General features: G+C 59.7%; 23 protein-coding genes and 1 riboswitch. Of the genes, 6 read left to right on the top strand and 17 right to left on the bottom strand.

Annotated features, from left to right (window positions below; all coding sequences use genetic code 11):
* Positions 1-132 precede the first annotated feature (132 nt).
* The 3 genes from ACQKP1_RS23775 to ACQKP1_RS23785 form a co-directional block, all read right to left on the bottom strand.
* On the bottom strand, positions 133-1314 hold the full coding sequence (locus tag ACQKP1_RS23775) for a DUF3991 and toprim domain-containing protein (protein ID WP_427277292.1): 1182 nt from the start codon (positions 1312-1314) through the stop codon (positions 133-135).
* On the bottom strand, positions 1311-1493 hold the full coding sequence (locus ACQKP1_RS23780; RefSeq protein ID WP_064334934.1) for a hypothetical protein: 183 nt from the start codon (positions 1491-1493) through the stop codon (positions 1311-1313). Before ACQKP1_RS23780 ends, ACQKP1_RS23775 begins: the two co-directional genes overlap by 4 nt.
* Before the next feature lie 283 nt (positions 1494-1776).
* The gene (locus tag ACQKP1_RS23785) at positions 1777-2043 is read right to left on the bottom strand and encodes a hypothetical protein (protein WP_245337580.1); all 267 of its coding nucleotides are present in this window, start codon (positions 2041-2043) and stop codon (positions 1777-1779) included.
* A 256-nt stretch (positions 2044-2299) separates the two neighbouring features.
* Here ACQKP1_RS23785 and ACQKP1_RS23790 point away from each other — a divergent pair, with 256 nt between their 5' ends.
* Entirely contained in the window at positions 2300-3838 is a 1539-nt protein-coding gene (locus ACQKP1_RS23790) for a Fic family protein (protein WP_064334933.1), read from the top strand.
* Positions 3839-4171: 333 nt separating this feature from the next.
* Here ACQKP1_RS23790 and trbI read toward each other — a convergent pair whose 3' ends face one another.
* From trbI to traI, 12 genes are read right to left on the bottom strand one after another with little or no spacing between them, the layout of a single operon-like run.
* Positions 4172-5482 carry an IncP-type conjugal transfer protein TrbI gene (trbI, locus tag ACQKP1_RS23795; RefSeq protein WP_427277293.1) on the bottom strand — a complete coding sequence of 437 codons (1311 nt, stop codon included), beginning with the start codon at positions 5480-5482 and terminating at the stop codon, positions 4172-4174.
* A gap of 11 nt (positions 5483-5493) precedes the next feature.
* Positions 5494-5970, bottom strand: coding sequence for a conjugal transfer protein TrbH (trbH, locus tag ACQKP1_RS23800; protein WP_374725557.1), 477 nt, complete (start codon positions 5968-5970; stop codon positions 5494-5496).
* Positions 5967-6821: a P-type conjugative transfer protein TrbG gene (gene trbG, locus ACQKP1_RS23805; protein WP_064334931.1), complete on the bottom strand. Its 855-nt coding sequence runs from the start codon at positions 6819-6821 to the stop codon at positions 5967-5969. Before trbG ends, trbH begins: the two co-directional genes overlap by 4 nt.
* Positions 6822-6837: 16 nt before the next feature.
* On the bottom strand, positions 6838-7515 hold the full coding sequence (locus ACQKP1_RS23810; protein WP_064334930.1) for a conjugal transfer protein TrbF: 678 nt from the start codon (positions 7513-7515) through the stop codon (positions 6838-6840).
* Between the two features lie 17 nt (positions 7516-7532).
* Positions 7533-8723: a P-type conjugative transfer protein TrbL gene (trbL, locus tag ACQKP1_RS23815; RefSeq protein ID WP_277920792.1), complete on the bottom strand. Its 1191-nt coding sequence runs from the start codon at positions 8721-8723 to the stop codon at positions 7533-7535.
* Positions 8717-8947: an entry exclusion protein TrbK gene (trbK, locus tag ACQKP1_RS23820; RefSeq protein WP_084438769.1), complete on the bottom strand. Its 231-nt coding sequence runs from the start codon at positions 8945-8947 to the stop codon at positions 8717-8719. Before trbK ends, trbL begins: the two co-directional genes overlap by 7 nt.
* Positions 8944-9753: a P-type conjugative transfer protein TrbJ gene (gene trbJ, locus ACQKP1_RS23825; protein WP_064334927.1), complete on the bottom strand. Its 810-nt coding sequence runs from the start codon at positions 9751-9753 to the stop codon at positions 8944-8946. The genes trbK and trbJ overlap by 4 nt, the downstream gene beginning before the upstream one ends.
* Entirely contained in the window at positions 9725-12193 is a 2469-nt protein-coding gene (locus ACQKP1_RS23830; protein ID WP_064334926.1) for a conjugal transfer protein TrbE, read from the bottom strand. The genes trbJ and ACQKP1_RS23830 overlap by 29 nt, the downstream gene beginning before the upstream one ends.
* 9 nt (positions 12194-12202) lie before the next feature.
* Entirely contained in the window at positions 12203-12502 is a 300-nt protein-coding gene (locus ACQKP1_RS23835; protein WP_064334925.1) for a conjugal transfer protein TrbD, read from the bottom strand.
* Positions 12495-12899 carry a conjugal transfer pilin TrbC gene (trbC, locus tag ACQKP1_RS23840; RefSeq protein WP_064334924.1) on the bottom strand — a complete coding sequence of 135 codons (405 nt, stop codon included), beginning with the start codon at positions 12897-12899 and terminating at the stop codon, positions 12495-12497. The genes ACQKP1_RS23835 and trbC overlap by 8 nt, the downstream gene beginning before the upstream one ends.
* A complete protein-coding gene (trbB, locus tag ACQKP1_RS23845) occupies positions 12889-13860 on the bottom strand; it encodes a P-type conjugative transfer ATPase TrbB (protein WP_064334923.1) in 972 nt (323 codons plus the stop codon). Before trbB ends, trbC begins: the two co-directional genes overlap by 11 nt.
* A complete protein-coding gene (gene traI / locus ACQKP1_RS23850) occupies positions 13857-14492 on the bottom strand; it encodes an acyl-homoserine-lactone synthase TraI (protein WP_064334922.1) in 636 nt (211 codons plus the stop codon). The genes trbB and traI overlap by 4 nt, the downstream gene beginning before the upstream one ends.
* Positions 14493-14867: 375 nt before the next feature.
* Here traI and repA point away from each other — a divergent pair, with 375 nt between their 5' ends.
* From repA to ACQKP1_RS23875, 5 genes are all read left to right on the top strand, one after another.
* Positions 14868-16058, top strand: a complete 1191-nt coding sequence (repA, locus tag ACQKP1_RS23855; RefSeq protein WP_064334921.1) for a plasmid partitioning protein RepA — start codon at positions 14868-14870, stop codon at positions 16056-16058.
* Positions 16059-16142: 84 nt separating this feature from the next.
* Positions 16143-17138: a plasmid partitioning protein RepB gene (gene repB / locus ACQKP1_RS23860; RefSeq protein WP_427277294.1), complete on the top strand. Its 996-nt coding sequence runs from the start codon at positions 16143-16145 to the stop codon at positions 17136-17138.
* Between the two features lie 156 nt (positions 17139-17294).
* Entirely contained in the window at positions 17295-18539 is a 1245-nt protein-coding gene (gene repC / locus ACQKP1_RS23865; protein WP_310243860.1) for a plasmid replication protein RepC, read from the top strand.
* A gap of 302 nt (positions 18540-18841) precedes the next feature.
* Positions 18842-18959: riboswitch (TPP riboswitch) on the top strand.
* 29 nt (positions 18960-18988) lie between these two features.
* Positions 18989-19681, top strand: coding sequence for an MFS transporter (locus ACQKP1_RS23870; protein WP_427277311.1), 693 nt, complete (start codon positions 18989-18991; stop codon positions 19679-19681).
* A 45-nt stretch (positions 19682-19726) separates the two neighbouring features.
* Entirely contained in the window at positions 19727-20479 is a 753-nt protein-coding gene (locus tag ACQKP1_RS23875; RefSeq protein ID WP_024899183.1) for an IS6 family transposase, read from the top strand.
* A gap of 367 nt (positions 20480-20846) precedes the next feature.
* Here ACQKP1_RS23875 and ACQKP1_RS23880 read toward each other — a convergent pair whose 3' ends face one another.
* On the bottom strand, positions 20847-21644 hold the full coding sequence (locus tag ACQKP1_RS23880) for a TIGR02391 family protein (protein ID WP_109707836.1): 798 nt from the start codon (positions 21642-21644) through the stop codon (positions 20847-20849).
* 7 nt (positions 21645-21651) lie between these two features.
* The gene (locus tag ACQKP1_RS23885; protein WP_427277295.1) at positions 21652-22467 is read right to left on the bottom strand and encodes a hypothetical protein; all 816 of its coding nucleotides are present in this window, start codon (positions 22465-22467) and stop codon (positions 21652-21654) included.
* Positions 22468-22470: the final 3 nt, after the last annotated feature.

Consider the following 22470-nt stretch of genomic DNA (forward strand, 5'->3'; position numbering starts at 1 on the left):
TCAGCCTCGTCGGGCTGAAGCGCGGCTCATCGTTGCGATGACTCCATCTTCTCTTCAGCCCTTCCTGACCCCTCCCCCGCGGCCGCCTCTCCGTCCGGTCGGGTCAAGGGCCGGCTTCAGCCGGGCGAAGCTTCACCCTTGACGCGGCCGGCGGGCATGCGGCAGGCCTCCCCTACCCACCCTTCTTTCCTTTTCTTCTCCTTTTCTCTCCTGCAATGCGTCGTTCCAGTCCTCAGCCGGCGGCGTCAGGCGGAACCAGTCGCAGCCGGCATCTTCTGCGATATCGCGCAGGCGGCCGGCAAAGGCCTCGCCCTGACTGTTGGCATCCGTGGCGGCGACGAGCTGCGCGCCGGGGCGCGCGGCGAGCACGCGAACCGCGGCTTCTGTCGTCGGCGACCATCCCCCGCCTGTGCTGAGATAGAGGCTTCCCTCTCGCATTCCTTCGAACGCGGCCAGGCTCATGGCGTCGATCGCCGCCTCGGTGACGCACAGACGCGGAGCATCGAGAGAACCGAGACGGAAGAGCACCTTCGACCCTCCGGTCGAGAATCCACGCCATTCGGGGCCGCGCTCCTCCCAGCCGGTGACACCGCCATCGGCATCGACATGGGCGGCCCACATGCTGCCGTAGGGACCTTCCCGCAGGACGTTGTGACGGATGGCACCGCGGATGATGGCCTCCGACAGATATCTTTCCTCGCGCAGATAGCGCCACGTCATCGATCCCCGCCACGGTTTGCGGCGCTGTTCCCATCGTTCCGGAATGGAACCGTGCGGTGTGGAATCGCGAGTGGGAGGGGTCCAGACCGGCTCTTTCGAGACAAAGCCGACCAATGATGCGATGCGGTGCAGAGCCTCGACGAAGGGTACGTGGTCGAGGCACTCGACAAGGCTGAAGACGTCGCCCTTCGCGTCGGACAGGGGATCGAACCATCCCCGCCCCTCGTGGATGACGATGACGATCTCGGCCCCGCGTCGATACTTGACCGCTTTGCGCGTGCTTTCTTTCACGTCGACCGCAAAGCCGGCCTGCTCAAGCACGACTGTGCAAGGAACACGGTCCCGCATTTCTTCAAGTTCGTTTTTCTCCATTATCCTGCCGGCGCCCTCGCGTCCGCCTTTCTTTCCGGATTCTTCATTTCCCGCAGTTTGCGGGATCGTTTCCGGCGGTCCGCGAAGAGCAAAGGAGGCAAGGGCGCGGCTGGCAACCAGCAGATCTACACCTCGGCACCTGCGGCCGTGCCAGCTGCGGCGAAGCTTCCCTTGCCGCCTGCCGCTCGCAAGCGGCACCTGAAAAGGGGAAGGCCGGCTCAATGAGCCGGCCCGTATTCGAAGGGATCGAATTCGGCGATGGTCTCGACCTCGCCGTCATCGAGTTCGTCGCTCGGAAGAACGCCGAACTCGTTTCCGGACCTGAAGAGCGTGACCGGCACCATGAGGGTGCGGGCAAGTGCGAATGCGTGGCGTTGAGCGAGTGCAAGATCCCGTGCCATGTGAGAAACCTCCGTCCGGAGCGGGCCGATCCCGCTCGATGGCTCCTCGAAGGACCGGGGACGGTCGCGATCACCGCGAAGGCGAAGCCAAGCGGCCGCAGCTTGCTAGCGGACCCTCAACGGGTTGATCGACGGAGATCCGGACCTGGTCCAGGACGCCATCGATGAAGAGCGGGATTGGTTTGCTTCGGAGGGCCAGGCGGTTTTCCGGCACGGGTCGTTCACCTGCACCACAGGTACAGCGTCAACTCGACATTATTTCCGCCACGCACAGTGCAGGTGTTTAGCGGCGACCGGCGCTTTCCTGATCGGCAATCGCCTTGACGACCTCGAAGTCCATCTCGGCATGCGGTTCGATGCGGGCGACTTCGCTGGCAACCTTGGCCCAATGCCAGTATTCACCGACATTACCTTGCGCTCGGCTGCGGGCGGCTCTTCGCTGCGCCTCGTAATAGGCACCAACCGGGTCCGTTGCGGCAAGCCGCCTAGCATCTGCCCGCCAACGGCGGCGGATAGCTCGCCGATGTTCGATCCTGCCGTAAGAATCCAATCACCACCAACTCACCTTTGCATCTTGATGCAGGCTGCTTAGCTCGACACGAAATGCTGTGATGAGTCACGACACCAAAGACGTGTTATGACTCATCATCAAAAACGTTTATTAAATCATCACCTTGAACGTGTATTGAATCGACGTTCAAAACGCGCATATAAACGACATCAAAAACGTGCAATGATGCAGGCATTGCCTTATGAGACGCGGCATTGTGAGTTCGCGCAAGAACACCGAGGTCGTGAGAACCAAAATGGCTACACCAAATGAAAAGTTGGCTGACGCCCTGCAAGCCCTCAAAACATTGCAGGATGGCGGGCGTCGAATATTCAAGTCCGACGAGTTCAGCCGACTACACCGAGAGCGCCTTACACGGAGCGGATTTCTCCAAGAAGTCATCCGCGGATGGCAAATGTCAACGGGACCCCAGTCCCAAGACGGCGACACAACCCTTTGGTACGCTTCATTCTGGGAGTTCTGCTCCCTCTACTGCAACGACCGCTTTGGACGGGAATGGCATCTGTCACCGGAACAATCGATGCTACTCCACGCAGAAGCAACTGCGATTCCGCCCCAGGTGATTGTCAACAGCCCAAAGGCAATGGGCAACAATTTATCACTGCTTTTTGGCACATCCATCTACGATCTCAAGACCAAGCAAATGCCACCGCGCGAGGATCTTGTCGAGAAAAACGGATTGAGGTTCTATACTGCGGACGCCGCCCTGGTAAAAGTTGCTGAAGCGTTTTTCAAAAGATCACCTATCGAAGCCCAGATCGTGCTGAACTCCATGCGCGATGTGTCGGGTGTCCTCGGTCGATTACTCGACGGAGGGCATTCGGCCGTGGCAGGCCGTCTGGCCGGGGCGTTTCGGCGCATAGGAAAAGGCGAGTTCGCCGACGATATCTTGAAAACGATGAAAGGCGCGATGTACGACGTTAGAGAGACCGACCCGTTCGATCAAAACCAGCGAGTATCCACCTTAGCTGTCGGTGGATCTCCCATTGTGGCGCGTCTCAATGCTATATGGGAAAGCCAGCGTCAGGCGGTCCTCGATGTTTTTCCTGCTGCACCCGGACTTCCCTCGGACACCGTCGCTTTCATGAAATCGGTCGAGGACATATACAAGAACGACGCATACCATTCACTTTCGATCGAAGGGTACAGCGTTACTCCGGAACTCATTGATCGCGTGCGCGCTGGTACGTGGGATCCGGATGTGGATCAGCAGGATAGGCAAAACCGGGACGCCCTGGCAGCACGCGGTTATTGGCAGGCATTTCAGAGCGTGAAAGAATCTGTTGCGGAGATTCTCCGCGGTGCACCGGCTGGAGCCGTTATCCGTAAGCAACATAGGGATTGGTACCGCGAACTGTTCGGTCCCTCCGTAGCCGCAGGTATCCTGAAACCCAGCGCCCTCGCGGGCTATCGAAACCACCCTGTATATCTCCGCGGATCATGGCATGTACCACCGCGTTCCGAAGCAGTTCCGGATGGAATGGAGACCCTGTTCGATCTACTGGAGAAGGAAAGCGAGCCGGCGGTTAGGGCAGTCCTTGGCCATTGGTTGATAGGCTATGTTCATCCCTATCCTGACGGCAACGGACGGATGGCGCGCTTCCTGATGAATGCCATGTTCGCCTCGGGTGGTTTTCCATGGGCAGTGGTTAGGGTTGAGGATCGGTCAACTTATTTGGCCGGCCTCGAACAGGCGAGCGTCCATATGAACGTCAAACCGTTCGCGGAATTCATCGCCGAGCGCACCTCTTGGTCGATGAGTAAGGAACTCTAAAATCATCGATCGCCTTGACAGGATTCGAACCACCGACCCGTTCGCCCGCCCCTAAAATCAGCGAACGCTTCGGCTCTTGATTTACTGATTGTCGATAGGTGATCCTTGAGCGCAGCGTTTGGGACGTTTTGCTCGACCCAACGGTTTTGTGAAGACGCTAATCAGGTCGTTTTCAGCGGCGACGCTGGCCGTGGAGCGGGTCGGCTAAAGCGTCCAGCCGCTTGCCGAGGCGCGGCGCATTTTGATAGTCGCCGTGAATGTCTGAACTCGCATAAGGGAACGGTCCTTCCACTTCCGGCCATGGACCACGCACGGCTTGCCGACCGTCGAAGTCTAGGTTCGGTATGTCCCTGGGAATATGATGTCCTGATCTACAAGAACGTTGAACCTGTAGCCGGGCCGAATCTTCAGTGTTGGCTGGACATTGAAATTGCGACTGATTGTTTGCTCCGCGAGGCGACCGAAGCTCTCCGCGAAATTCCGCCTTGCCGCATCTGATGCCGTATCCTGCGTGGCAAGCGTCGAACTTTCGGGTATTGACGCATCGATCCCGGTTCCAATCAGCGCGATCAGCGCCGCTGAGCCGAACGTCCTCCAATAATGGTTGTTCACCTTGTCGTGGAAGCCACCGTACCCTTGCGTGTCCGTGCCCGCCATCCCGCCAATCTGTAGCGTGGATCCATCAGGGAAGATGATATCGGTCCAGACGACGAGAACGCGACTTTGCCCGAACGACACCTTGCTGTCGTAGCGCCCGAAGAGCTTCGCTCCTTGCGGGATCAGCAGGCGATGCCCTGTAGCGCTATCGTAGACATTCTGACTTACCTGGGCTGTGATGCGACCGGGAAGGTCCGAATTGATGCCTGATATGAGCGTCGCCGGAATGACCGAACCGCGCTTGAGTTCATACGGTGATTGCTGAGGCACGACCCGATTGGGGAGATATCCGAGTTCTTTGAGATCGGCGTTGAAAAAGTCCTCTTTGGAGTTCTGCCCGTTCGGATCGACATTCTGCCCCCCGAGACCAGCCCGCAACGCGGCGGCGTAAAGATCTGAGTTGGCGCCGGCGGTTGTCGACGGCGAAGTGTTTGTCGTTGTTCTGGTGGTCTCGTCCGTCCGCGCCGCCAGCGTGCTGCGATCTATCGCGAGCGGTGCGTCGTAGGCCGCATCATTCGCCTGCAGCCGGGCCATGCGTTGTCGATGCCGCTCACGCAGATATTGCTCCCTCTGCTCGCGTTCAAGCCGTGCACGCCAGACCTCCTCGTTTTCCAAATCCTGCCCGCGCTGCTGTTCCTCGTTTTGTCCCGGTTGCGGCGTGAAGGGATTGCTTGACTTTTCCTCGGCCTGCTTCGTCTCGACAGATGTCGGCTGAAACGTGGTTTGCTGCTGTGGCTCACCGATGATGCCATCCGTCACACCACGCTTGATCTGGTCGGCGAAGGTCGATGCCGGATTGCCAGAACTCGTCTCTGGGCCGGTGTCATTGCCAAAGTAGAGTCCGCGGGAAGTGAGCCCATAGAAAATCGCGCCAAGGAAAGCGATGACCAGAACGATCACCACGATGATCGGCAGGCGGTTGATCCGCTTGATGCGAGATTCCGCTTCGGCATTTGCTGCGCCGCCAAGTTGCAAGGATTGGACCATGATGCTTCCCTTCAGCCACGTCGCATCAGCGAGAGTGCACTTGCCGGCGCAGCACCGCTTGATGTTACGGTGTAGGCCCGGCCGAGCTCGACGCTGTCAGTCGAAAGACGCGCCAGCACTTGTCCGTCGAAGGGTACGATCACATAGGCGAGTGGGATGATCTTCATTCCGTCGTCCGTCTTCTGGTCGGTGACGACGGCGTAACCCCATCCCTTGAGTGCTGCTTCGAGCGCCTGCCCGAAGGGTGAGGCGTCCGCCTTCAGCGCAACTGTTGCCTTGCCGGGTCCGATCTGCTCGGCAAGACGGCTGACCATATCGCCGGCAATGGCGCTTGCCGCCGGGCCGGAGATTTCCGCCGGCGCGTTGCTGGCGACGAGACCGTCAGTCCCCAACGACTGGCATCCGGAAAGGAGGATGGTGAGGGCGAAGGCTGTGGCAATAGCGCGGATGGGGCGCAAGAGGAGATTGTCGGCAAAGGGTCGCATCATCGCCCTCCCCTTCTGATCGTCACCTTTTCCTGTTTCCATCCGACGCCCGAGACCAGCACCGCGCGATCGATGTGATAATCGACCACCATCATGTCGTTCTTCATTCGGTAGTTGACGATTCGGTTCTGTCCGCCGGACGTCACGAACAGCACCGGCGCATCCTGGCCGGAGATCGAGCGCGGGAACTGGATGTAGGTCTTTTGCCCGTCCGAATAGACCCGTGTCGGCCGCCAGCCGGCCCTGCCTGACACCGAATAGGAGAAGTTCAACTGCTCGGCCGGCACGCCGGCTCCTGGGATCGTACTCGCCTCGAGACGGGCATTGATGTCATCGAGTTTCGCCGAGACGTCTTCCGGATATTCGAAGCCGACGCGGGCCATATATTGGCTCGAATGCGACTTGAGCTGGATATGATAGGTCCGCCGCGACGTCGTCACCACCATCGAGGTGACGAGACCGGGCTCAGACGGTTTGACGATCAGGTGGATCGCCTGGCCACCCGCCGCACCTGATGTCGCAGGTTCGACCTTCCAGCGCACAGTGTCGCCAACGAGTACGTCGCGAACGACCTCGCCTCCCTGAAGCTCGATGTCGCAGACTTGCAGAGGTGAGCAGACGACCGACGGCTGAACCTCGCCGTAAAGAAAGATCACCTTGCCGTCGGCGCCCTTGGTCACGAGACCACGCGATCCGCGCCACTGGCCGGAGATGCTCACGCCCTTCGCCTCATTGGCTGTGACGCCATCGGCCGCAAGGGCATCGAGAGGTGCAAGGGCGGAGAACGCCAGCGCCGCTGATATGATGGCGCCGGCAGTCAGCATGGCCGAATAGTTCTCAAGACGGATGTTCATGTTCGGGCCATGCCTTTCAAAGCTGTGCAGTCCAGTCGAAGTCTCTGACATAGAGACCGATGGGGTTGAGACGGATGACGCCTTCGTCCTGCGGCGGTGTGAGGGTCACAGTTGCGATGCCGCGGAAGCGGCGTGTGGCCGTCTCCTTGCCGCGGCGGTCGCGCTCGAACTCGGTCCAGTCGAGCTGATAGGACTGGTTCGACAGAGCGACGATGTTGTTGACCTCGACCGCCACCGTCGCAGTCTTCGCTTTCTCGAAGGGCGAATTGGAACGGAACCAGGCATTGACCTTCTCTGTCGCCGGATCCGAGGTCCGGAGCAGGCCGTAGGTCCGGTCGATATATTGCTTTTGCACGACCGCATCCGGCGTCACGCTCCGGAAATTCGAGACGAAGCTGCCGAGCGTGGCGCGCACCACGCGCGGATCGGCATATTCGATCTGCTGCGGGAAGCCGGCATTGGAGGCCGTTCCGAGCTTGTCGACCTCGACGATATAGGGAACGAGTTTCACCTGCGTGCTTTGGTAGAGCGCGTAAGTGAAACCGATCACTGCCATCACTATGCCGGTGACGCCGACGATGCGCCAGGCCGCGACCGCCTTCACATAGGAGCCATAGCGCTCGTTCCACTCGTTGCGCGCCGCGAGATAGGGATTGGCGATAGGGGAATTCTCTGGCGGATTGCGTCCGGCCATGGGTGATCATCCTCCAGCTACTTGTTCTCGTTGATGGGTGGTGGCGGCGGCGTTGGTCGGCCTGATTGCCGCGTCTGGTCGAGCTTGGCGTTGGCAAGCCCGAGCAGCGATCCGGCATAGGCGCCGGGTGAGGCGATCGCCTTCTCCTTTGCTGCCGATCCGGCAGCCCATCCAGCACTTCCAATACCGGACGCCATGCCGCGAAGTGCCGCTCCCGCCATCGAAGAGCCCCCTGCCCGCGCCGAGCTTGCCGTCTGCGCCCCTTTCGTTGCAGCACTTGCGCCGAGGAACGCCCCGCCGGCTGCAAAGGTCGCGGCCTGGCCGCCGTGGCGGATTGCTTCCATGCCGCCGGCGATGGAGGCGCCTTGGACCACGCCCTGCAGGATCGGCGGGACATACATGGCGATCACGAAGACCACGACCGAGATGCCGGCGATGGCAAGTGTGGTGATGAATTGTTCGGATGTTGCGGTCGGCGCTTCGGCGAGTCCGAGCAGGATGTCGGATCCGATCTTGGCGATCATCACCAGAGCCATCAGCTTCATGCCGACGGAGAAGGCGTAGACCAGATACTTGACCGCGAAATCCTTGGTGAAGGACGAGCCGCCAAGACCGAGCATGATCATGCCTGCGAGCAGGCCGACATACATCTCGACCATCACGGCGACGAAGATCGCCGCGACGAGCGAAAAGGAGACGACGACCACGACCATCGCGAAGACTGCGGCGATCGCCAGCGCATTATCTTCCCACAAACCGAACTTCGCCTGTTCGGACATCTTGGTCGCGACCCGGAGGCCCGCGTCGAAGATGTTTGCGGGCGATGCCGAGCCACCTCCGGCGCCGATCTGGTAGAGGCTGTCGACAACGGCCTTCGCGAAGGACGGTCCCTGGTCGAGAATGAAGGCGAAGAGTCCGATGAACATGATCCGCCGCACGAGCTCGGTAAACCAGCTGTCGAGCGAGGCGGCGTTGATCGCCAGCCATACCGCGGCAATCCCGATCTCGATGCCGGCGAGGATCCAGAACAGCGAACGCGCCGCGTTCATCACAGTCGTCTCCCAGCCTTTCGCGGCCGTGACGACGGAATTTTCCAGTGTGGTCAGAACCGAACCCTGTTGGGCAAGGGCCGGTGTCGTCGCCAGCAGGATGATGCAGATCGAAATGAACGAAAGCTCCAGCTTCCGGGAAGGACGAACGATTACCATCGCGGTTTCATCTCCTGCCCGCCACGGACGTTGCGATCCGGATCACTGCTGAAGAATTTTTCCCGATGTTCACGGCGTTCCACATCGGAGGTGGTTCGCGTAGCGGCTGCGCCGGATCCGGACACGGGGGCCGGGCGGAGTTGGACCATGTTCCAGGTGACGGTGCCGGCGCCGAGTGCGGCCAGCCCCGCCAAGACGAGGATGATAATCAGACGCGGGCTCACCAGCGTGGCTCCATGGTCTGGCCCCCGCGGATGTCACGCTCGGTCCCGTTGAAGAACTGCTCGCGACGCGCCTGGGCCAAGTCCTTCTGTGCCTGCTCGGACTGAAACCACGTTCCCATCATGGTCATCTGCTGTGAGACGAGGCCCCGCAACTTCTGCATCTGCGCAACCTGTTGGGCGGCGATCTGGTGTCCGACCTGCAGCGCCTTCATCTGGCCGTCTGACGACTCCGACATCGAGCGCAGCGACGACATCGTGCTCTCCTCGCTCGAGAACTGGTCGGCGGTCAGGTTCGCTGCCTTCAGCGTTCCGGCGATCGTGTCGCGGTTCGTGTCGGACCAGGTCTGGTAGGTCGTGGAAAAGCTCGCGCCATCTGGCAGATTGCTCTTCATCCCGGCAAAACTCTGGAAGCGCTGCTTCAGCACGTCATCGATATTGCCCATCGAGAAGGCGACGCCCTGTCCTTGCGCGACGACGTTCTGCAGGCTCTTCAGGTCGCTTTCGACCTGCCCCCAGATGTGGTGCGGGAGCTGGGCGGTGTTCTGCAGGAGATTGTTGTAGATGTTGAGCTGGTTCTGGATCTGCTCTGCAAGCTGGGAGATCTGGGTGATCTGATTGTTCACCTGCTCCGCGGACTTGCCGACCAGCGAGACGAGCTCGGCATTGTTGGCGAGCTGCGTCCATTCGGTCGCTTGGCCTGTCACGCCACCGGCCTGAACGGGGAGTGGCAATGTGGCAGAGAGGGCGATCGCCGCGACGAACACGGTGCGGGCTGTCTCAAGAGGTCGGGAAGAGTGTTTCGGCATGGGCGATCCCCCTTTGCTGGAGCCAGTGGAGAGGCCAACCGGCCCCGTATTCGGAATGCAGGGCGCGAATGCGCTTCAGATCTTCTTTGCCGGACGCGCCGACAAACGAGAGCGCGACGGGACCGAGCGCCATGTCGAAGAGCCTGCGGCCCTCGGGCGAGACGACGTAGTATTCGCGCTTTGGAAGCGCCTTCGCGACGATCTCGATCTGCCGTTCGTTGAAGCCGATGCGCTCATAGAACTCGCGCGTGCCGGGCTCGCGGGCAGCTCCATTCGGCAGGCAAATCTTGGTCGGGCAACTCTCCTTCAGCACATCGATGAGGCCGGAGCGCTCCGCATCCGAGATCGACTGGGTGGCCAGAACCACGGCGCAATTGGCCTTGCGCAGAACCTTCAGCCATTCGCGGATCTTGTCGCGGAAGACGGGATGGCCGAGCATGAGCCAGGCCTCATCGAGGATGATCAGGCTGGGTGCGCCGGTCAGGCGTTTCTCGATGCGACGGAACAGGTAGGTCAGCACCGGCACGAGATTGCGCTCGCCCATGTTCATCAGTTCCTCGATCTCGAAGCACTGGAACGCGCCGAGCGCCAGACCATCCTCTTCGGCATCGAGAAGCTGACCCATGGGGCCGTCGACGGTGCAGTGATGCAGCGCGTCCTTGATCTCGCGCATCTGGACGCCGGATACAAAATCGGAGAGCGACCGGCCGCGCGATTCCGCCATCAGCCCGATCTGCCGGGAGATGGCGTTGCGATAGTCTGGTGTGATGGTCACACCCTGCAGCGCCACCAGGGTCTCGATCCATTCCGACGCCCAGGCGCGGTCGCCATCAGTCGAAAGTTCGGCGAGCGGGCAGAAGGCAAGCGCCCTCACTTCGCCTTCTGCCGAAGGACCGATATCGCCGCCGATCTGGTAGTGATCGCCATCGAGCCCCAGCGTCAGCGGAAGCATCGAGCTGCCCTTGTCGAAGGCAAAGACCTGCGCGCCGGCGTAGCGCCGAAACTGCGCGGCGATCAGTGCCAGCAAGGTGGATTTGCCTGAACCGGTCGGCCCGAAGATCAGCGTGTGCCCGACATCATCGACATGCAGGTTCAGCCGGAACGGCGTCGAGCCACTGGCCACCTGCATCAGCGGCGGCGAGCGAGCCGGATAGAAGGGGCAAGGCGCCGTTGGGCTTCCCGACCAGACGCTATTGAGAGGGATGAGATCGGCGAGATTGCGGGTATTAATCAGCGGCTCGCGGATGTTGGCATAGGAAACACCCGGCAGGCTGCCGAGAAAGGCGTCGGTTGCATTCAGCGTTTCGATCCGTGCGCCGAAACCTTCCGCCTGGATCAGCCGGCGGATCGCCTCGCACTTCTCTTGGCAACGAGACTGGTCCTCGTCGAAGAGGACGATGACCGGGGTGTAGTAGCCATAGGCAACGAGTTGTGATGACGCTTCGGCGATCGCGTCCTCGGTCTCCGCCACCATCTGCATGGCGTCCTGATCGACGGAGCGGGATTGGGTCTGGAAGAGCTGATCGAAGAAGGGCCTGACTTTCTGCTGCCATTTCTTGCGGGTGCGTTCCAGCTTCGCCCTCGCCTCCTCGGCATCGAGGAAGACGAAACGCGACGACCAGCGATAGGTGAGCGGCATCAGGTCGAGGCTGTTGAGGATCCCCGGCCAGCTCTCGGCCGGCAGGCCATCGATCGCCACGACGCCGAGAAAACGGTTCTCGACGAGCGGTGTCAGCCCGTGCTGCAACTCGGCCGTCACCAGCCAGTCGAGATACATCGGGATGTCCGGAAGACGGACCGGGTGGTTCTCGCCGGTAATGCAAAAGCGGATGAACTGGAAGAGCTCGTCATAGCGAGCGACCCGGAAGCCGCCGCGTTCTTCGGTCTCGCGCGTCATCATCCGGCGGACCGACACGACATTGGCGAGATATTGTTCGACCTCGCGGATTGAGGCCAGGAAGCTATCGAGCGCCTTATCGGCATAGGTCGCGGAACGGCTGGTCGCATCGGAATAGACATAGCGCGTCAGCCCCGAGCGCCGCGGCTCCGGCGGCCGCCAGGTCAGGATCATTGCGTGCCGGCTCTCGAAATGCCCCCTCTCCTTCTGGAAATGGGCTCGCCGTTCGGCGTCGATCGCCCGCGTGACCGGATCGGGGAAGTGGCAATCGTCCTCGGCCGGATAGTCTCCGGTCGGAACCCTGATGGCCTCAACCTGGATCATCCAGCCGGAGCCGAGCCGTGACAGGATCGCGTTGATCTGCCGCGAGACTTCGTTTCGCTCGGCGTCGGTCGAACTCTCGCTGTCCGGCCCCGCGAAATACCAGCCGGCCATCAGCGAGCCGTCCTTGAGCAGGATCACGCCATTGTCGACCAGGCCGGCATAGGGCACCAGATCGGCAAAGGACGGACCAGAATGACGGAATGACTTGACGGCAACCATCGAGAACCCTCAGAACTTGCGCCAGGGCGAGGACGTTGCTCGATAGAACGCCTTGTAGGAGATATGGCGGACATAGACCCGCCGCATCAAAGGATCGGCCTTTGCCATCATGCGCAGTGCCGCGAGAGCGATCAGCCAGATCGCGAGGCCGAAGAGCGCTGCGTACCAGGTCAGCACAACGAAGATCAGGATGATGGCGGCAAGTGCCGTCAGCAGCACCAGCTCGCGGTCGGCGCCCATCAGCAGGTTCGGACGCGATAGCGCCCTGTGTACAGGCGAGCGGGAAAGGTTGGAGCCGGGCTCAGCCATGCGCTCCCTCCCCTTCTCTTGAAGGTTCGCGCGGCCGCGTAGCGATGTCGGTCGCTGACGGTGTGTCGGCCGCCCCGATCGACGCACCGGTCGCGCCGAACAAGGCGACGATCTGTGTTGAGCCAAGCAGGACCCCGCCGACAAGGGCGATGAAGCAAAGCCGCCGCGCGAAATCATTCAGTTCGCCACCGAAGATCAGCATGCCGCCGGCGATGGCAACGGCTGCCAGGGCAATAAAGCCGGCGACGGGTCCGGTGATCGATTGCTGGATCTGCTGCAGCGGCGACTCCCATGGCAGGCCGCCGCCGCCCGAGGAGGCCAGTGCCGGTTCTGCGAGGGTTAAAGCGATGGTGGCGAGGCCTAGGGTGGCGAGATTTATCCTTGTCTCATGCGGCATGGCTGTCCTCATCAATCTGGGCGTAGTGTTCGGTCCGGTAGCGGGCATTGCTGAACCCCTCGACATGGATCACGTCCCGTACCCGTCTGCCCTTGCCCGTGCGCTCGATGGAAACGACCAGATCGACGGCCTCGCCGATCACCTCCTGCATCGGCTGCTGGCTCGCTTCCGCCGTCAGCTGCTCCAGCCGGCGGAGTGCTGACATCGCCGTATTGGAATGGATCGTGGTGACGCCTCCGGGATGGCCGGTGTTCCAGGCCTTGAGCAGCGTCAGTGCCGCGCCGTCCCGGACCTCGCCGACGATGATGCGGTCGGGTCTGAGACGCATTGTGCTTTTCAGCAGCCGGGCCATATCGACCGTGTCGGTGGTGTGAAGCGACACGGCATTTTCTGCCGAGCACCGGATCTCGGCGGTGTCTTCCAGGATGACCATGCGATCGTCGGGGGCTGTTGCGACAATCTCGGCGATAACGGCATTGGCAAGCGTCGTCTTTCCCGACCCGGTTCCGCCTGAGATGACGATGTTCATGCGCGAGGCGATCGCGCTTCGCAAAACCGAGGCCTGCGCTTCGGTCATCACCTTCGATGTCACGTAGTCGTCCAGCGGAATGAGCCGCGATGCTCGCCGCCGGATGGTAAACGCTGGCGCCGATACCACGGGCGGCAGCAACCCCTCGAACCTGTGACCACCGATCGGTAGTTCGCCTGAAATGATCGGCCGTTCATCGTCTGCTTCCGATTGCAGCGCATGGGCGACGCTGCCGATGACGATTTCGGCCGTGGCAGCGCTCATGGCGCCGGCCGGGGCGACGCCGTGCCCCAACCGTTCGATGAATAGCTTTCCGTCGGGATTGAGCATGATCTCGACGACCGTCGCGTCGTCGAGTGCGATGCAGAGCTGGTCGCCGAGGGCGTCCTGGAGTTTGCGCACGAGGCGGGGATGGGAGCGGAGTTGGGTCACGCGGCGCTCCTGAAGAGGCCGGAACCGTTGCGCACGATTGCCGAGCGGTATCCTGGCGGGCAGACCTGTTCGAAGCTGGCGCGATCAGCCGGCAGACTGCCCGCGACGGCGACGGTGTTCCCGATCGCAACCGGATTGCCGAGGCGGTGCATTGGCCAGCCCGCACGCTTCAGGATCCGTTCAAAACGAAGATCGGTCGCGGTGACGATCTCGCTGTAACCGTTCGCCATCGACCATTCGATGATGCCGGCGAACATGGTGAGCGTGACGTGATGGAGGCTACCTCTCCTCCCCGCTTGAAGCGACGTGTCGACGCAGAAGCGTGAGCTCTCGACCATTGCGGCATGGGGGTCGAGCGAACCGCGCTCCAGCAGTTGCGCGAATGTCTGCTCCAGCATCGTCGGGCCAGATGCAGGCAGCAGGCGCGCGCAGCCGACGACTTTCTGGTCGGTTGAGATCGCCAGAATGTAGGTTGGGTGGAGATCATCGTACTGATCCCGCTCTCCCTGGTCCGTAATCGTGACATCCCATTCCAGGCGGTCGCCAAACACGGCGGCCCGAAGACGGTGCATCTGGTTCAGGTAGTTGTGGTTGCTTGCGTAGTGGTCGGCCGAGACGCTCAGAATCTGCATTGTGATCTCCGCATGAACTGGTCAGGCGAAGGAAAATCATCTCGTGCTGCGTGTGACTATGTGCAGATTTGCATCCGGTGATTCTACCGAATCGGCGCTATACGTCTCAAACGCCGGTTGGGAACCGGGTTCTAGGATGTTGATAAGAGGTGCAGATCTGCATTTCGCTGTCAGTGGCGCCGGCGGACAAAGCTGGGCTAACATGCGGAAGTCTTTGGATGAATCGATATTCTGTCAGCCACTCCTGCAGTTCCGTTAACTACTTGTTAACTTTAAATCTCTTGCGACGATGCCGGAATCGCAGGATAGTTTCGCAAATGATGGCGTTCGAGCCATTTTTTCGAAACTGACGACCTCCGGGAAATAGTTCGCAAAATGAGCAATATGCTGCCCAACAGATTTGATATTGAGATTGCCGAGCAAGGGGCGAAGATCTCAAGCGCGTTGCATATGTTGCGCAGCCAGCAGTACCCGCCTGATGCTCGCAAGGGACTGCGCAAGTTTCAGCTTGCTGAAGTTGCGGACTTCATGGGTGTCACCCAGACGCACCTGAGGCAACTCCATTCTGACGGGAAAGGACCGGAAATCGAGTCCATCGGTGGACGCCGATATTATACGGCTGACCAGATGCTCGAGCTTCGGGATTATCTCGAGGCCAACAAGAAGTCCGACAAGAGATACTACGTGCCTAGGCGGAAGGAAGGAGAGCCGATGCAGGTTGTATCGGTCGTCAACTTCAAGGGCGGAAGCGGCAAGACGACCACTGCCGCGCACCTTGCGCAATATCTCGCCCTCACCGGCCATCGTGTGCTGGCGATCGACCTTGACCCGCAGGCATCACTGACTTCGCTTTTCGGGATCCAGCCGGAGCTTGATGATACTGCCTCTCTTTATGAGGCTCTTCGATTTGACGACGAGCGGAAGTCAATCGCTGACGTCATCCAGCCGACCAACATTCCTGGACTGGATGTCGTGCCCGCTAACCTGGTTCTGCAGGAATACGAATATGACGTGCCACTGGCGATTTCCTCTAAGAAGGGGGAGGATGGCCGACTTTTCTATATGCGGATCGCCAGCGCTCTGAAGCAGGTGGATGACAAGTACGATGTAGTCGTCATCGATTGCCCTCCTCAGTTGGGCTATTTGACGATTACCGCCCTCATGGCTTCTACCGGGATCCTTATCACCATTCATCCTCAGATGCTGGACATCATGTCGATGAGCCAGTTTCTCATGATGCTCGGGGGGATCATGGGGCCGGTAGCGGAGGCCGGGGCCGAAATGCGTGTTCAGTGGTTCCGGTATCTTATCACCCGCTTTGAGCCCACGGATATTCCGCAGGCACAGATGGTCGGGTTCATGCAGTCGATGTTCGCACAGCAAATGCTGAGAAACCACGTTCTGAAGTCCACTGCGATTTCCGATGCTTCGATAAAGAAGCAGACATTGTATGAGGTCGAGCGCGGTGAGTTTGTTCGGGCAACCTACGACAGGGCAATGGAGAGCTTGAATGCCGCTAACGCGGAAATCGTTGAGCTCATCCACGGTGTCTGGGGGAGAAAATGAGGCACTTGTCAGCCGTTTTTTTCCGCGTTTTGCAAATAGATGTCAACGAGTTACCGGTTCTGAAAACAGGTTGGGAGAGCACCTATGTCCCGTGAAAATCCTTTCGCCAAACTGGATATGGCGTCGATCTCGGCAAACCAGACGCCTACAAAACCCGGTTACGGCATGACAGGAGCCGCCAAGACGGTTGTTCGCTCCATTGAAGATATGGCCGAGAACACCAAGAAGCTCATGGAAGGTGAGGTGATCGTGGATCTTGATCCGCGATTGATTGACGTGTCCTTCGTGGCCGACCGCCTTTCAGACGACGGAGAAGAGTTTCAGGACCTGCTCAAGGCAATCAAGGAATCAGGTCAGGCGACACCTATCCTTGTCCGCCCCAGTTCCACGGATGCCAAGCGATACATGGTCGTGTTCGGTCACCGTCGTCTCAGGGTGGCTCGCGAACTCGGAGTTCCGGTAAAGGCGATCGTAAAGAAGCTCGACGATATCACCGCGGCGATCGTACAGGGACAGGAAAACGCAGCCCGTTCAAACCTGTCTTTCATTGAACGCGCCTACTTCGCTCAGAACCTGATCGCGTCTGGAATGAACAAGGAAACGGTTCGTTCGTCGCTCGCCATCGATGAGGCGATGCTGTCGAAGATGCTTGCTGTCGTCGAGGCGGTGCCAGCGCCAGTCATTCAGGCCTTGGGTGCATCGAAGAAAATTGGGCGCGACCGTTGGCTCAGCCTCCGGCAGTTGCTACTCGCCCCTGCCCTCTCCAAGGTCGCTGTTGAGCACGCAGCTTCGGCCGACTTTCAAAGGCTTCCTGAAGCCGAGCGGTTTGATGAACTTCATGACTACGTGAAGCGATACAAGGCCAAATCGGCTGCAAAAATGCCCAAAGCCGATACCGCAGCAAAAGACTGGATCTCGTCTGATCGCTCGCTGAATTTCGCGATGACCGCCAAAGCGAAGAAGGTTGCCATCGAGCTCACGAATGTAGAAGCCAAGCCTTTCAGCGAATGGCTGTCTTCTCGCATGGATCGCTTGTACGAGGAGTACAAGGGGTCGCAAAACGAAACCAACGGAGACTAAACCGCAAAAGAAAAAGGCCCCCAAACGGCGAACCGTGGAAGCCTCTCTCGTCATCTCTAGCAGGATCGAGAATCGCATTTCCCGGAATCACAGTCAAGAGTCTTGGCGCCATTTTGGTGAGCGGATTTCCTTTGCCTGAAGAAAGGTGAGAGAAAAATGCAAACGGGAGATGTGACGACGCCCTTTGGGCGGCGGTCGATGTCGCTTGCCCTGGTCAAAAGACAGATGGCGATCAAGGATCCGGATCACAACACGCGGATTGAAAAGTGGAAAGTGTTTCGCGATGTCTGCGAGGCGCGAGAACGCCTTGGAGTTCAGGATCGGGCCTTGGCCGTTCTCGATGCTCTCCTGACGTTTTACCCCCACGGGGAGCTCGATTCGAGCAGCGGGCTTGTCGTTTTCCCATCCAATGCGCAGCTATCGGTTCGCGCTCATGGGATCACGGAAAGCACACTCAGGCGGCAACTCGCGGCACTTGTCGAGGCCGGGCTCATCTTGCGCCGCGATAGCCCCAACGGGAAGCGGTACGCACATCGCAGTCGTGACGGTGAAGTGGAGCAGGCCTACGGCTTCGATCTGACCCCTCTTCTGGCTCGCGCCCATGAACTCGCGCAAATCGCACAGGATGTCGTTGCGGAGCGAACACGGTTCCGTCGGACAAAAGAAGCTCTTACGATCTGCCGGCGAGACGTGCGCAAGCTCATCTCAGCTGCGGTGGAGGAGGGCGCGCCCGGCAACTGGGGGCAGGTAGAAGCGGTCTACGTCGACATTCTTGCGCGCCTTCCACGCTATCCGGAGAGGAGCCAGCTCGAACTCGCACTCGATGAAATGCAGCTGCTCCGGGCAGAAATCCTCAACATTCTGGAAATGCAGCTGAAACCTGAGAATATGCATGGCAATGCCGTCCAGGATGACCGGCACATACAGAATTCAAATACCGAATCTATCTATGAACTTGAACCTAGCTCTGGAAAAGAGCAGGGCGGAAACCCGGAGGATGAACGTCAGGCCAAGAGCGAGGCGAACGGGGGAGCGAAGGCCAAGCCAGAGCCAATAAAGGCCTTCCCACTCGGGATGGTACTTCGGGCCTGCCCGCAGATTGCCGACTATGGTCCCGGCGGACGTATAGAAAACTGGCGCGAGCTCATGAAAGCCGCCGTCGTGGTGCGCTCCATGCTCGGCGTCAGTCCGTCAGCCTACGAGGAGGCGTGCAGCGCGATGGGGCCGGAAAATGCCGCGGTGGCTATGGCCTGCATTCTTGAACGGTCGAACTTTATAACATCTGCCGGTGGCTATCTTCGGGATCTCACCAGGCGCTCGGAACGTGGGGAGTTTTCACTCGGGCCGATGCTTATGGCTCTCATGAAAGTGAATGACCCGGGAAATCGAAGGACTGCTTGACGTCAGTGAGGCGAGACGGGCGAAGGAAATCGGCGCACGGGCTCTCTCGGGGCATGCGACTTGTCAGCCGTTTTTTTCCGCGATTTCCTGTTGCAATACAGGGTTTTACGGGTTTTGAAGGCTAAATTCCGACTGCGGATGGTAAGAGTCTTAGGCTTTGGTCAGTCTTTGGTGTTGTCTTCCGATTTGCGCCGGAAGCGGTCACGGATGCCTAAGCAATCGGACCTCGCCGCGATCAGGTTCGCTGCGACAGATTTCAAACCCAAACCCCATGGGCATCTTTCAAAGTTTCCGTTAGTCTCCCCAATACCGAGGGGTGCCCTGTCAAAGGGCTGAGATACTGTTGGGCGAAAGCAGCGCAGTGACCCTTTGAACCTGATCCGGATCAGGCCGGCGAAGGGACGGGTGAGATGCCTATCTCTTTTGCCGGCCTCGTAAAAGGGGCCGCAATGACATCATATAGCCAACTTGCACGACTGTGCGCACAACGTGCGCCTAAGCTTGTGACGTTGACCCTTCTATGCGCCCTTTCGGTGCTGCCATTGAACATCTTCCTGCCGTCGTTGGCGCACATCGCAAGAGATTTCCAAACCGATTATGCTCTCGTGAGCCTGTCTCTGGCGGGCTACGCAGCCGTCTCCGTCATACTGGAACTGATCATGGGGCCGATGTCCGATCGGTACGGGCGTCGGCCGATCGTCGTCATCAGCCTGGCATTCTTCACGGTCGGGTCCATCGGTTGCGCTCTTGCATCCAATATCTGGGCCTTCCTAGCGTTCCGTTCGCTCCAGGCGGCGATCACCTCCTGCTATCCGGTTTTGATGGCGATTATCAGAGACACCGCTGGCAAGGAGCAGACAGCAAGCCGCATCGGCTATGCAGCGATGATCTGGGCGCTGGCTCCGATGATTGGCCCGGCGCTTGGCGGTTTGGTGGATGAGGCCTTGGGGTGGCGGGCTATCTTCTGGGGCCTCGCCCTTGCGGGCACCACAATGTTGACCGTGTGCTGGTTCCAACTCGGTGAGACGAACAGAACCCGATCTGGGTCCATAGCGCAGCAGTTTCGCGCATACGCAGCGCTCTTCCGTGCGCCCCGCTTTTGGGGGGCTTGTCGCAAACTTTCGGGCTTAACCGTATGTTGACCATAGGCATGGAATTTGCCGCTCCGAAAGTTGCGGAGCGAGCCCATGATTCTGAATGCTATTGCCGAGAAGCTGAAGCGCCAATCAAAGGATGACTTCAAAGGCAGGCATTTCGAGGCCTGGTTGATTGTACAGGCGGTTGCCTGGTACTTGCGCTACCCGCTCAGCTATCGTGACTTGGAAGAGATGTTTCGCGAGCGGGGCTTTGAGGTCGATCATAGCACGATCAACCGCTGGGTATTGGCCTATGCGCCGATGATCGAAAAACGGCTTCGGCAGTTTAGGCGCCCCCATTGCGGCTCGGTCAGAATCGATGAGACGTACGTCAAGATCCGCGGCAAATGGCGCTATCTGTACCGAGCCATCGACAAGCATGGCAATCCGGTAGATTTCCTGTTGACCGCTAAGCGCGATCTCGCCGCCGCCAAGCGGTTTTTCCGCAAGATGCTCAAAGACGAACCCTTGTTGTCGCCGACCAGGATCGGGACCGACGGGGCCAACACCTTCCCGTCAACGATCAAAATGTCGGTTGATGATGGGCTCCTCCATCCCGATCCCGTCCACTATGTCACCAAGCACCTCCAGCAAGGCATCGAAAGTGACCATTTCCGGGTAAAGAAGAACATGCCAAAGATCGGTGGCTTCCAATCCTTCAACACGGCGCGGCGAACCATCGCGGGTTTCGAGGCAATGCTGTGGTTGAGGAAAGGCTTCAGCTTTTCCGGCGGTTGGACTGTCAACGATCAGAACGATTTTCTTGCGCGCCTCTTCGGACTGCAAAAGATTAACAAAGCATGAAAATGAGGACGCTCAGGGGATAATCGCGCGCTCCGAAAATGTTTGCGACAGGCCCGCTAAACCGGAGGGGGATCACCCACCGGGAGGGCCGAGACGGATTTCATGGAAATGCGGCCGGTGCTGCAGGCCGCAGGCCGAAGCATGGGGAGACCGGTTTAGTGCTTGTGGGGGAGAGAGGGCAGAGCGCCTTTCTCCCTTCTCAGTGCGTTGATTCAAGTCGTCTTTGGCGCCAAACCCGTAATTGGCAGCCAGATGTGATGATGCCGCTTTGTGCTTTCATATCAGCAATGAAAACAGTCTTTCACGGAGCAGAGATATTGCTTGTTTGGCCAATAGCAAAGATTGCCCTCCAGCATGGATTGGTCAGCTATAAGCGTGCCGGCATATGGGCTGCGTCGAGGCGCCGATGAATCAGCGATACGATCGACAGCAGATCTTCGGCATCCTCCTTGGACATTGACCAGTGAATGCGGGCTTCGTGCGCCGTCGGATTGCGGAACATGCCAAACGTACCGCGGACAAGGTTGGCAAACCCACTCTGCTCACTGCGCTCGCTGGCCGTGGAAAGTGGGTTGATCGCCAGAAGGGGCGGACTACCTGCGAGAACACGGTCAACAAGCCCAGCGCCGTCGTCGGTCAGTCCGGTCCGCGTCCGCATCTTGTCGGCAACGCTTTTGACGGCCTCTTGCACCGCATGAAAATAGTTATCGGCAAGAAGTTCGGCGCGACAGAATTTCAGAACATCTGCGTGCACGCCACGTCCTTCGAGATCCGCGCGCAAATCGCGAGCACGCCGCTGTGCTTCGGGTAAGGTCTGGGCGGCGTCAGCCATCTTCAGCTCCCCAGACTGATCGACGAAAAGGCCCGCGAACGCCAACGCCTGGTTAAGCCGAGCCCGCATTGGCTCGTAGCGGTGAGGCTCCCGGCTGTAGCGCGCCGGCTTCATCGCCAGTCGAATGAACTCGAGGATGTTGGTGCGATTTCGCTTTGTGTTCTGGCACGCGGCAAAGGCGTTGTAGATGCGAATGCGCTTCGTCGCGGGTCCGGGATCATCAATCTTGGAAGAGGCGAGAAGGTGCTCGATCTCCGGGCCGGTCAGACCGTTATTGGTGGCTCCCAGCGCACCTGCAATCGCCTCCAGTTGATCTTGGGAAAAGAATGCCATCGGCTTCTCACTGGCCGTTCGCGAGGCGCCGCAAGAACGTCCTGGCGGTCACCAAGACGACGTGGAGCCGGAAGGTGCTGTGGTCTTCATCGGATAGGCCCGGGTGCGACCCTTCGGTGTGCAGCATTTTGAAGAGGCCGTTGATGTAGTTCTTTCCGTCCTGGGTCCATTCGTTCCGATCCGTTGCAAGAAAGCCGATCTCAGCGAGGAGCGCGCGTCGGTTTTCTGAACTGGGACGTGTCGCCGATTCCGCGGGCCGCACATTCCGCGCAATGTCGTCGAACAGGCTCTCGATGAACGTTCGAAGCTGCCCGTTGCAGGCGGCCCAATCGCCGCGCGTGTGCGCTTCGATTGCCTGGTCGAGGTGCCCTAGAGGGGTGACGAAGCTGAAGTGTTTGAGGAGCTGATGAACTTCGTCGTCGGTCTCCGGGAGCTGAATCTCGCCGGGAAGGGCAGCCCGGATTGAAGCGTTCCGGCCGTAAGCGTCCCACACCAAAACGTAGCCGTCGCGCGCAAGTCCGCGCGCGAACCCCGTCTGGAGAGGCTGCGCAGAATCCTGCTGAGCCAGCTGTGCTGCCTGCCGGACCACCGCTTCGCCCAAGGTCATGCGGCCGTCGAGCGTGTCGAGGATCACGTCCGCGCGCTGCAGGACAGCGCGCGCGAGGAGATCGCATTTCTTTGCGACACTGAGGGCGGTGCTTGAGGAAATCTCATCCTCAAGCCCGAGCCGCAGCACCATCTGATTGAACTTGGCTTGGCTGTGCAATTCGAGCAATTCGACTGCAGCAAGGAGGGTCGGTCGCGTGAACGGCGCAGATCGCATGGG

It is taken from the genome of Allorhizobium sp. NPDC080224 (assembly GCF_050281005.1).
Classification (GTDB): domain Bacteria; phylum Pseudomonadota; class Alphaproteobacteria; order Rhizobiales; family Rhizobiaceae; genus Allorhizobium.

Bases quoted from the DNA above. Each gene is read 5' to 3' on its own strand.
- trbH (WP_374725557.1), bottom strand. From the start codon at position 5,970: ATGATGCGACCCTTTGCCGACAATCTCCTCTTGCGCCCCATCCGCGCT.
- ACQKP1_RS23810 (WP_064334930.1), bottom strand. From the start codon at position 7,515: ATGGCCGGACGCAATCCGCCAGAGAATTCCCCTATCGCCAATCCCTAT.
- ACQKP1_RS23835 (WP_064334925.1), bottom strand. From the start codon at position 12,502: ATGGCTGAGCCCGGCTCCAACCTTTCCCGCTCGCCTGTACACAGGGCG.
- repB (WP_427277294.1), top strand. From the start codon at position 16,143: ATGTCCCGTGAAAATCCTTTCGCCAAACTGGATATGGCGTCGATCTCG.
- trbG (WP_064334931.1), bottom strand. From the start codon at position 6,821: ATGAACATCCGTCTTGAGAACTATTCGGCCATGCTGACTGCCGGCGCC.
- ACQKP1_RS23885 (WP_427277295.1), bottom strand. From the start codon at position 22,467: ATGCGATCTGCGCCGTTCACGCGACCGACCCTCCTTGCTGCAGTCGAA.
- ACQKP1_RS23875 (WP_024899183.1), top strand. From the start codon at position 19,727: ATGATTCTGAATGCTATTGCCGAGAAGCTGAAGCGCCAATCAAAGGAT.
- ACQKP1_RS23830 (WP_064334926.1), bottom strand. From the start codon at position 12,193: ATGGTTGCCGTCAAGTCATTCCGTCATTCTGGTCCGTCCTTTGCCGAT.
- trbL (WP_277920792.1), bottom strand. From the start codon at position 8,723: ATGGTAATCGTTCGTCCTTCCCGGAAGCTGGAGCTTTCGTTCATTTCG.
- repC (WP_310243860.1), top strand. From the start codon at position 17,295: ATGCAAACGGGAGATGTGACGACGCCCTTTGGGCGGCGGTCGATGTCG.
- trbJ (WP_064334927.1), bottom strand. From the start codon at position 9,753: ATGCCGAAACACTCTTCCCGACCTCTTGAGACAGCCCGCACCGTGTTC.
- ACQKP1_RS23790 (WP_064334933.1), top strand. From the start codon at position 2,300: ATGGCTACACCAAATGAAAAGTTGGCTGACGCCCTGCAAGCCCTCAAA.
- traI (WP_064334922.1), bottom strand. From the start codon at position 14,492: ATGCAGATTCTGAGCGTCTCGGCCGACCACTACGCAAGCAACCACAAC.
- trbI (WP_427277293.1), bottom strand. From the start codon at position 5,482: ATGGTCCAATCCTTGCAACTTGGCGGCGCAGCAAATGCCGAAGCGGAA.
- repA (WP_064334921.1), top strand. From the start codon at position 14,868: ATGAGCAATATGCTGCCCAACAGATTTGATATTGAGATTGCCGAGCAA.
- ACQKP1_RS23870 (WP_427277311.1), top strand. From the start codon at position 18,989: ATGACATCATATAGCCAACTTGCACGACTGTGCGCACAACGTGCGCCT.
- ACQKP1_RS23880 (WP_109707836.1), bottom strand. From the start codon at position 21,644: ATGGCATTCTTTTCCCAAGATCAACTGGAGGCGATTGCAGGTGCGCTG.
- trbC (WP_064334924.1), bottom strand. From the start codon at position 12,899: ATGCCGCATGAGACAAGGATAAATCTCGCCACCCTAGGCCTCGCCACC.
- ACQKP1_RS23780 (WP_064334934.1), bottom strand. From the start codon at position 1,493: ATGGCACGGGATCTTGCACTCGCTCAACGCCACGCATTCGCACTTGCC.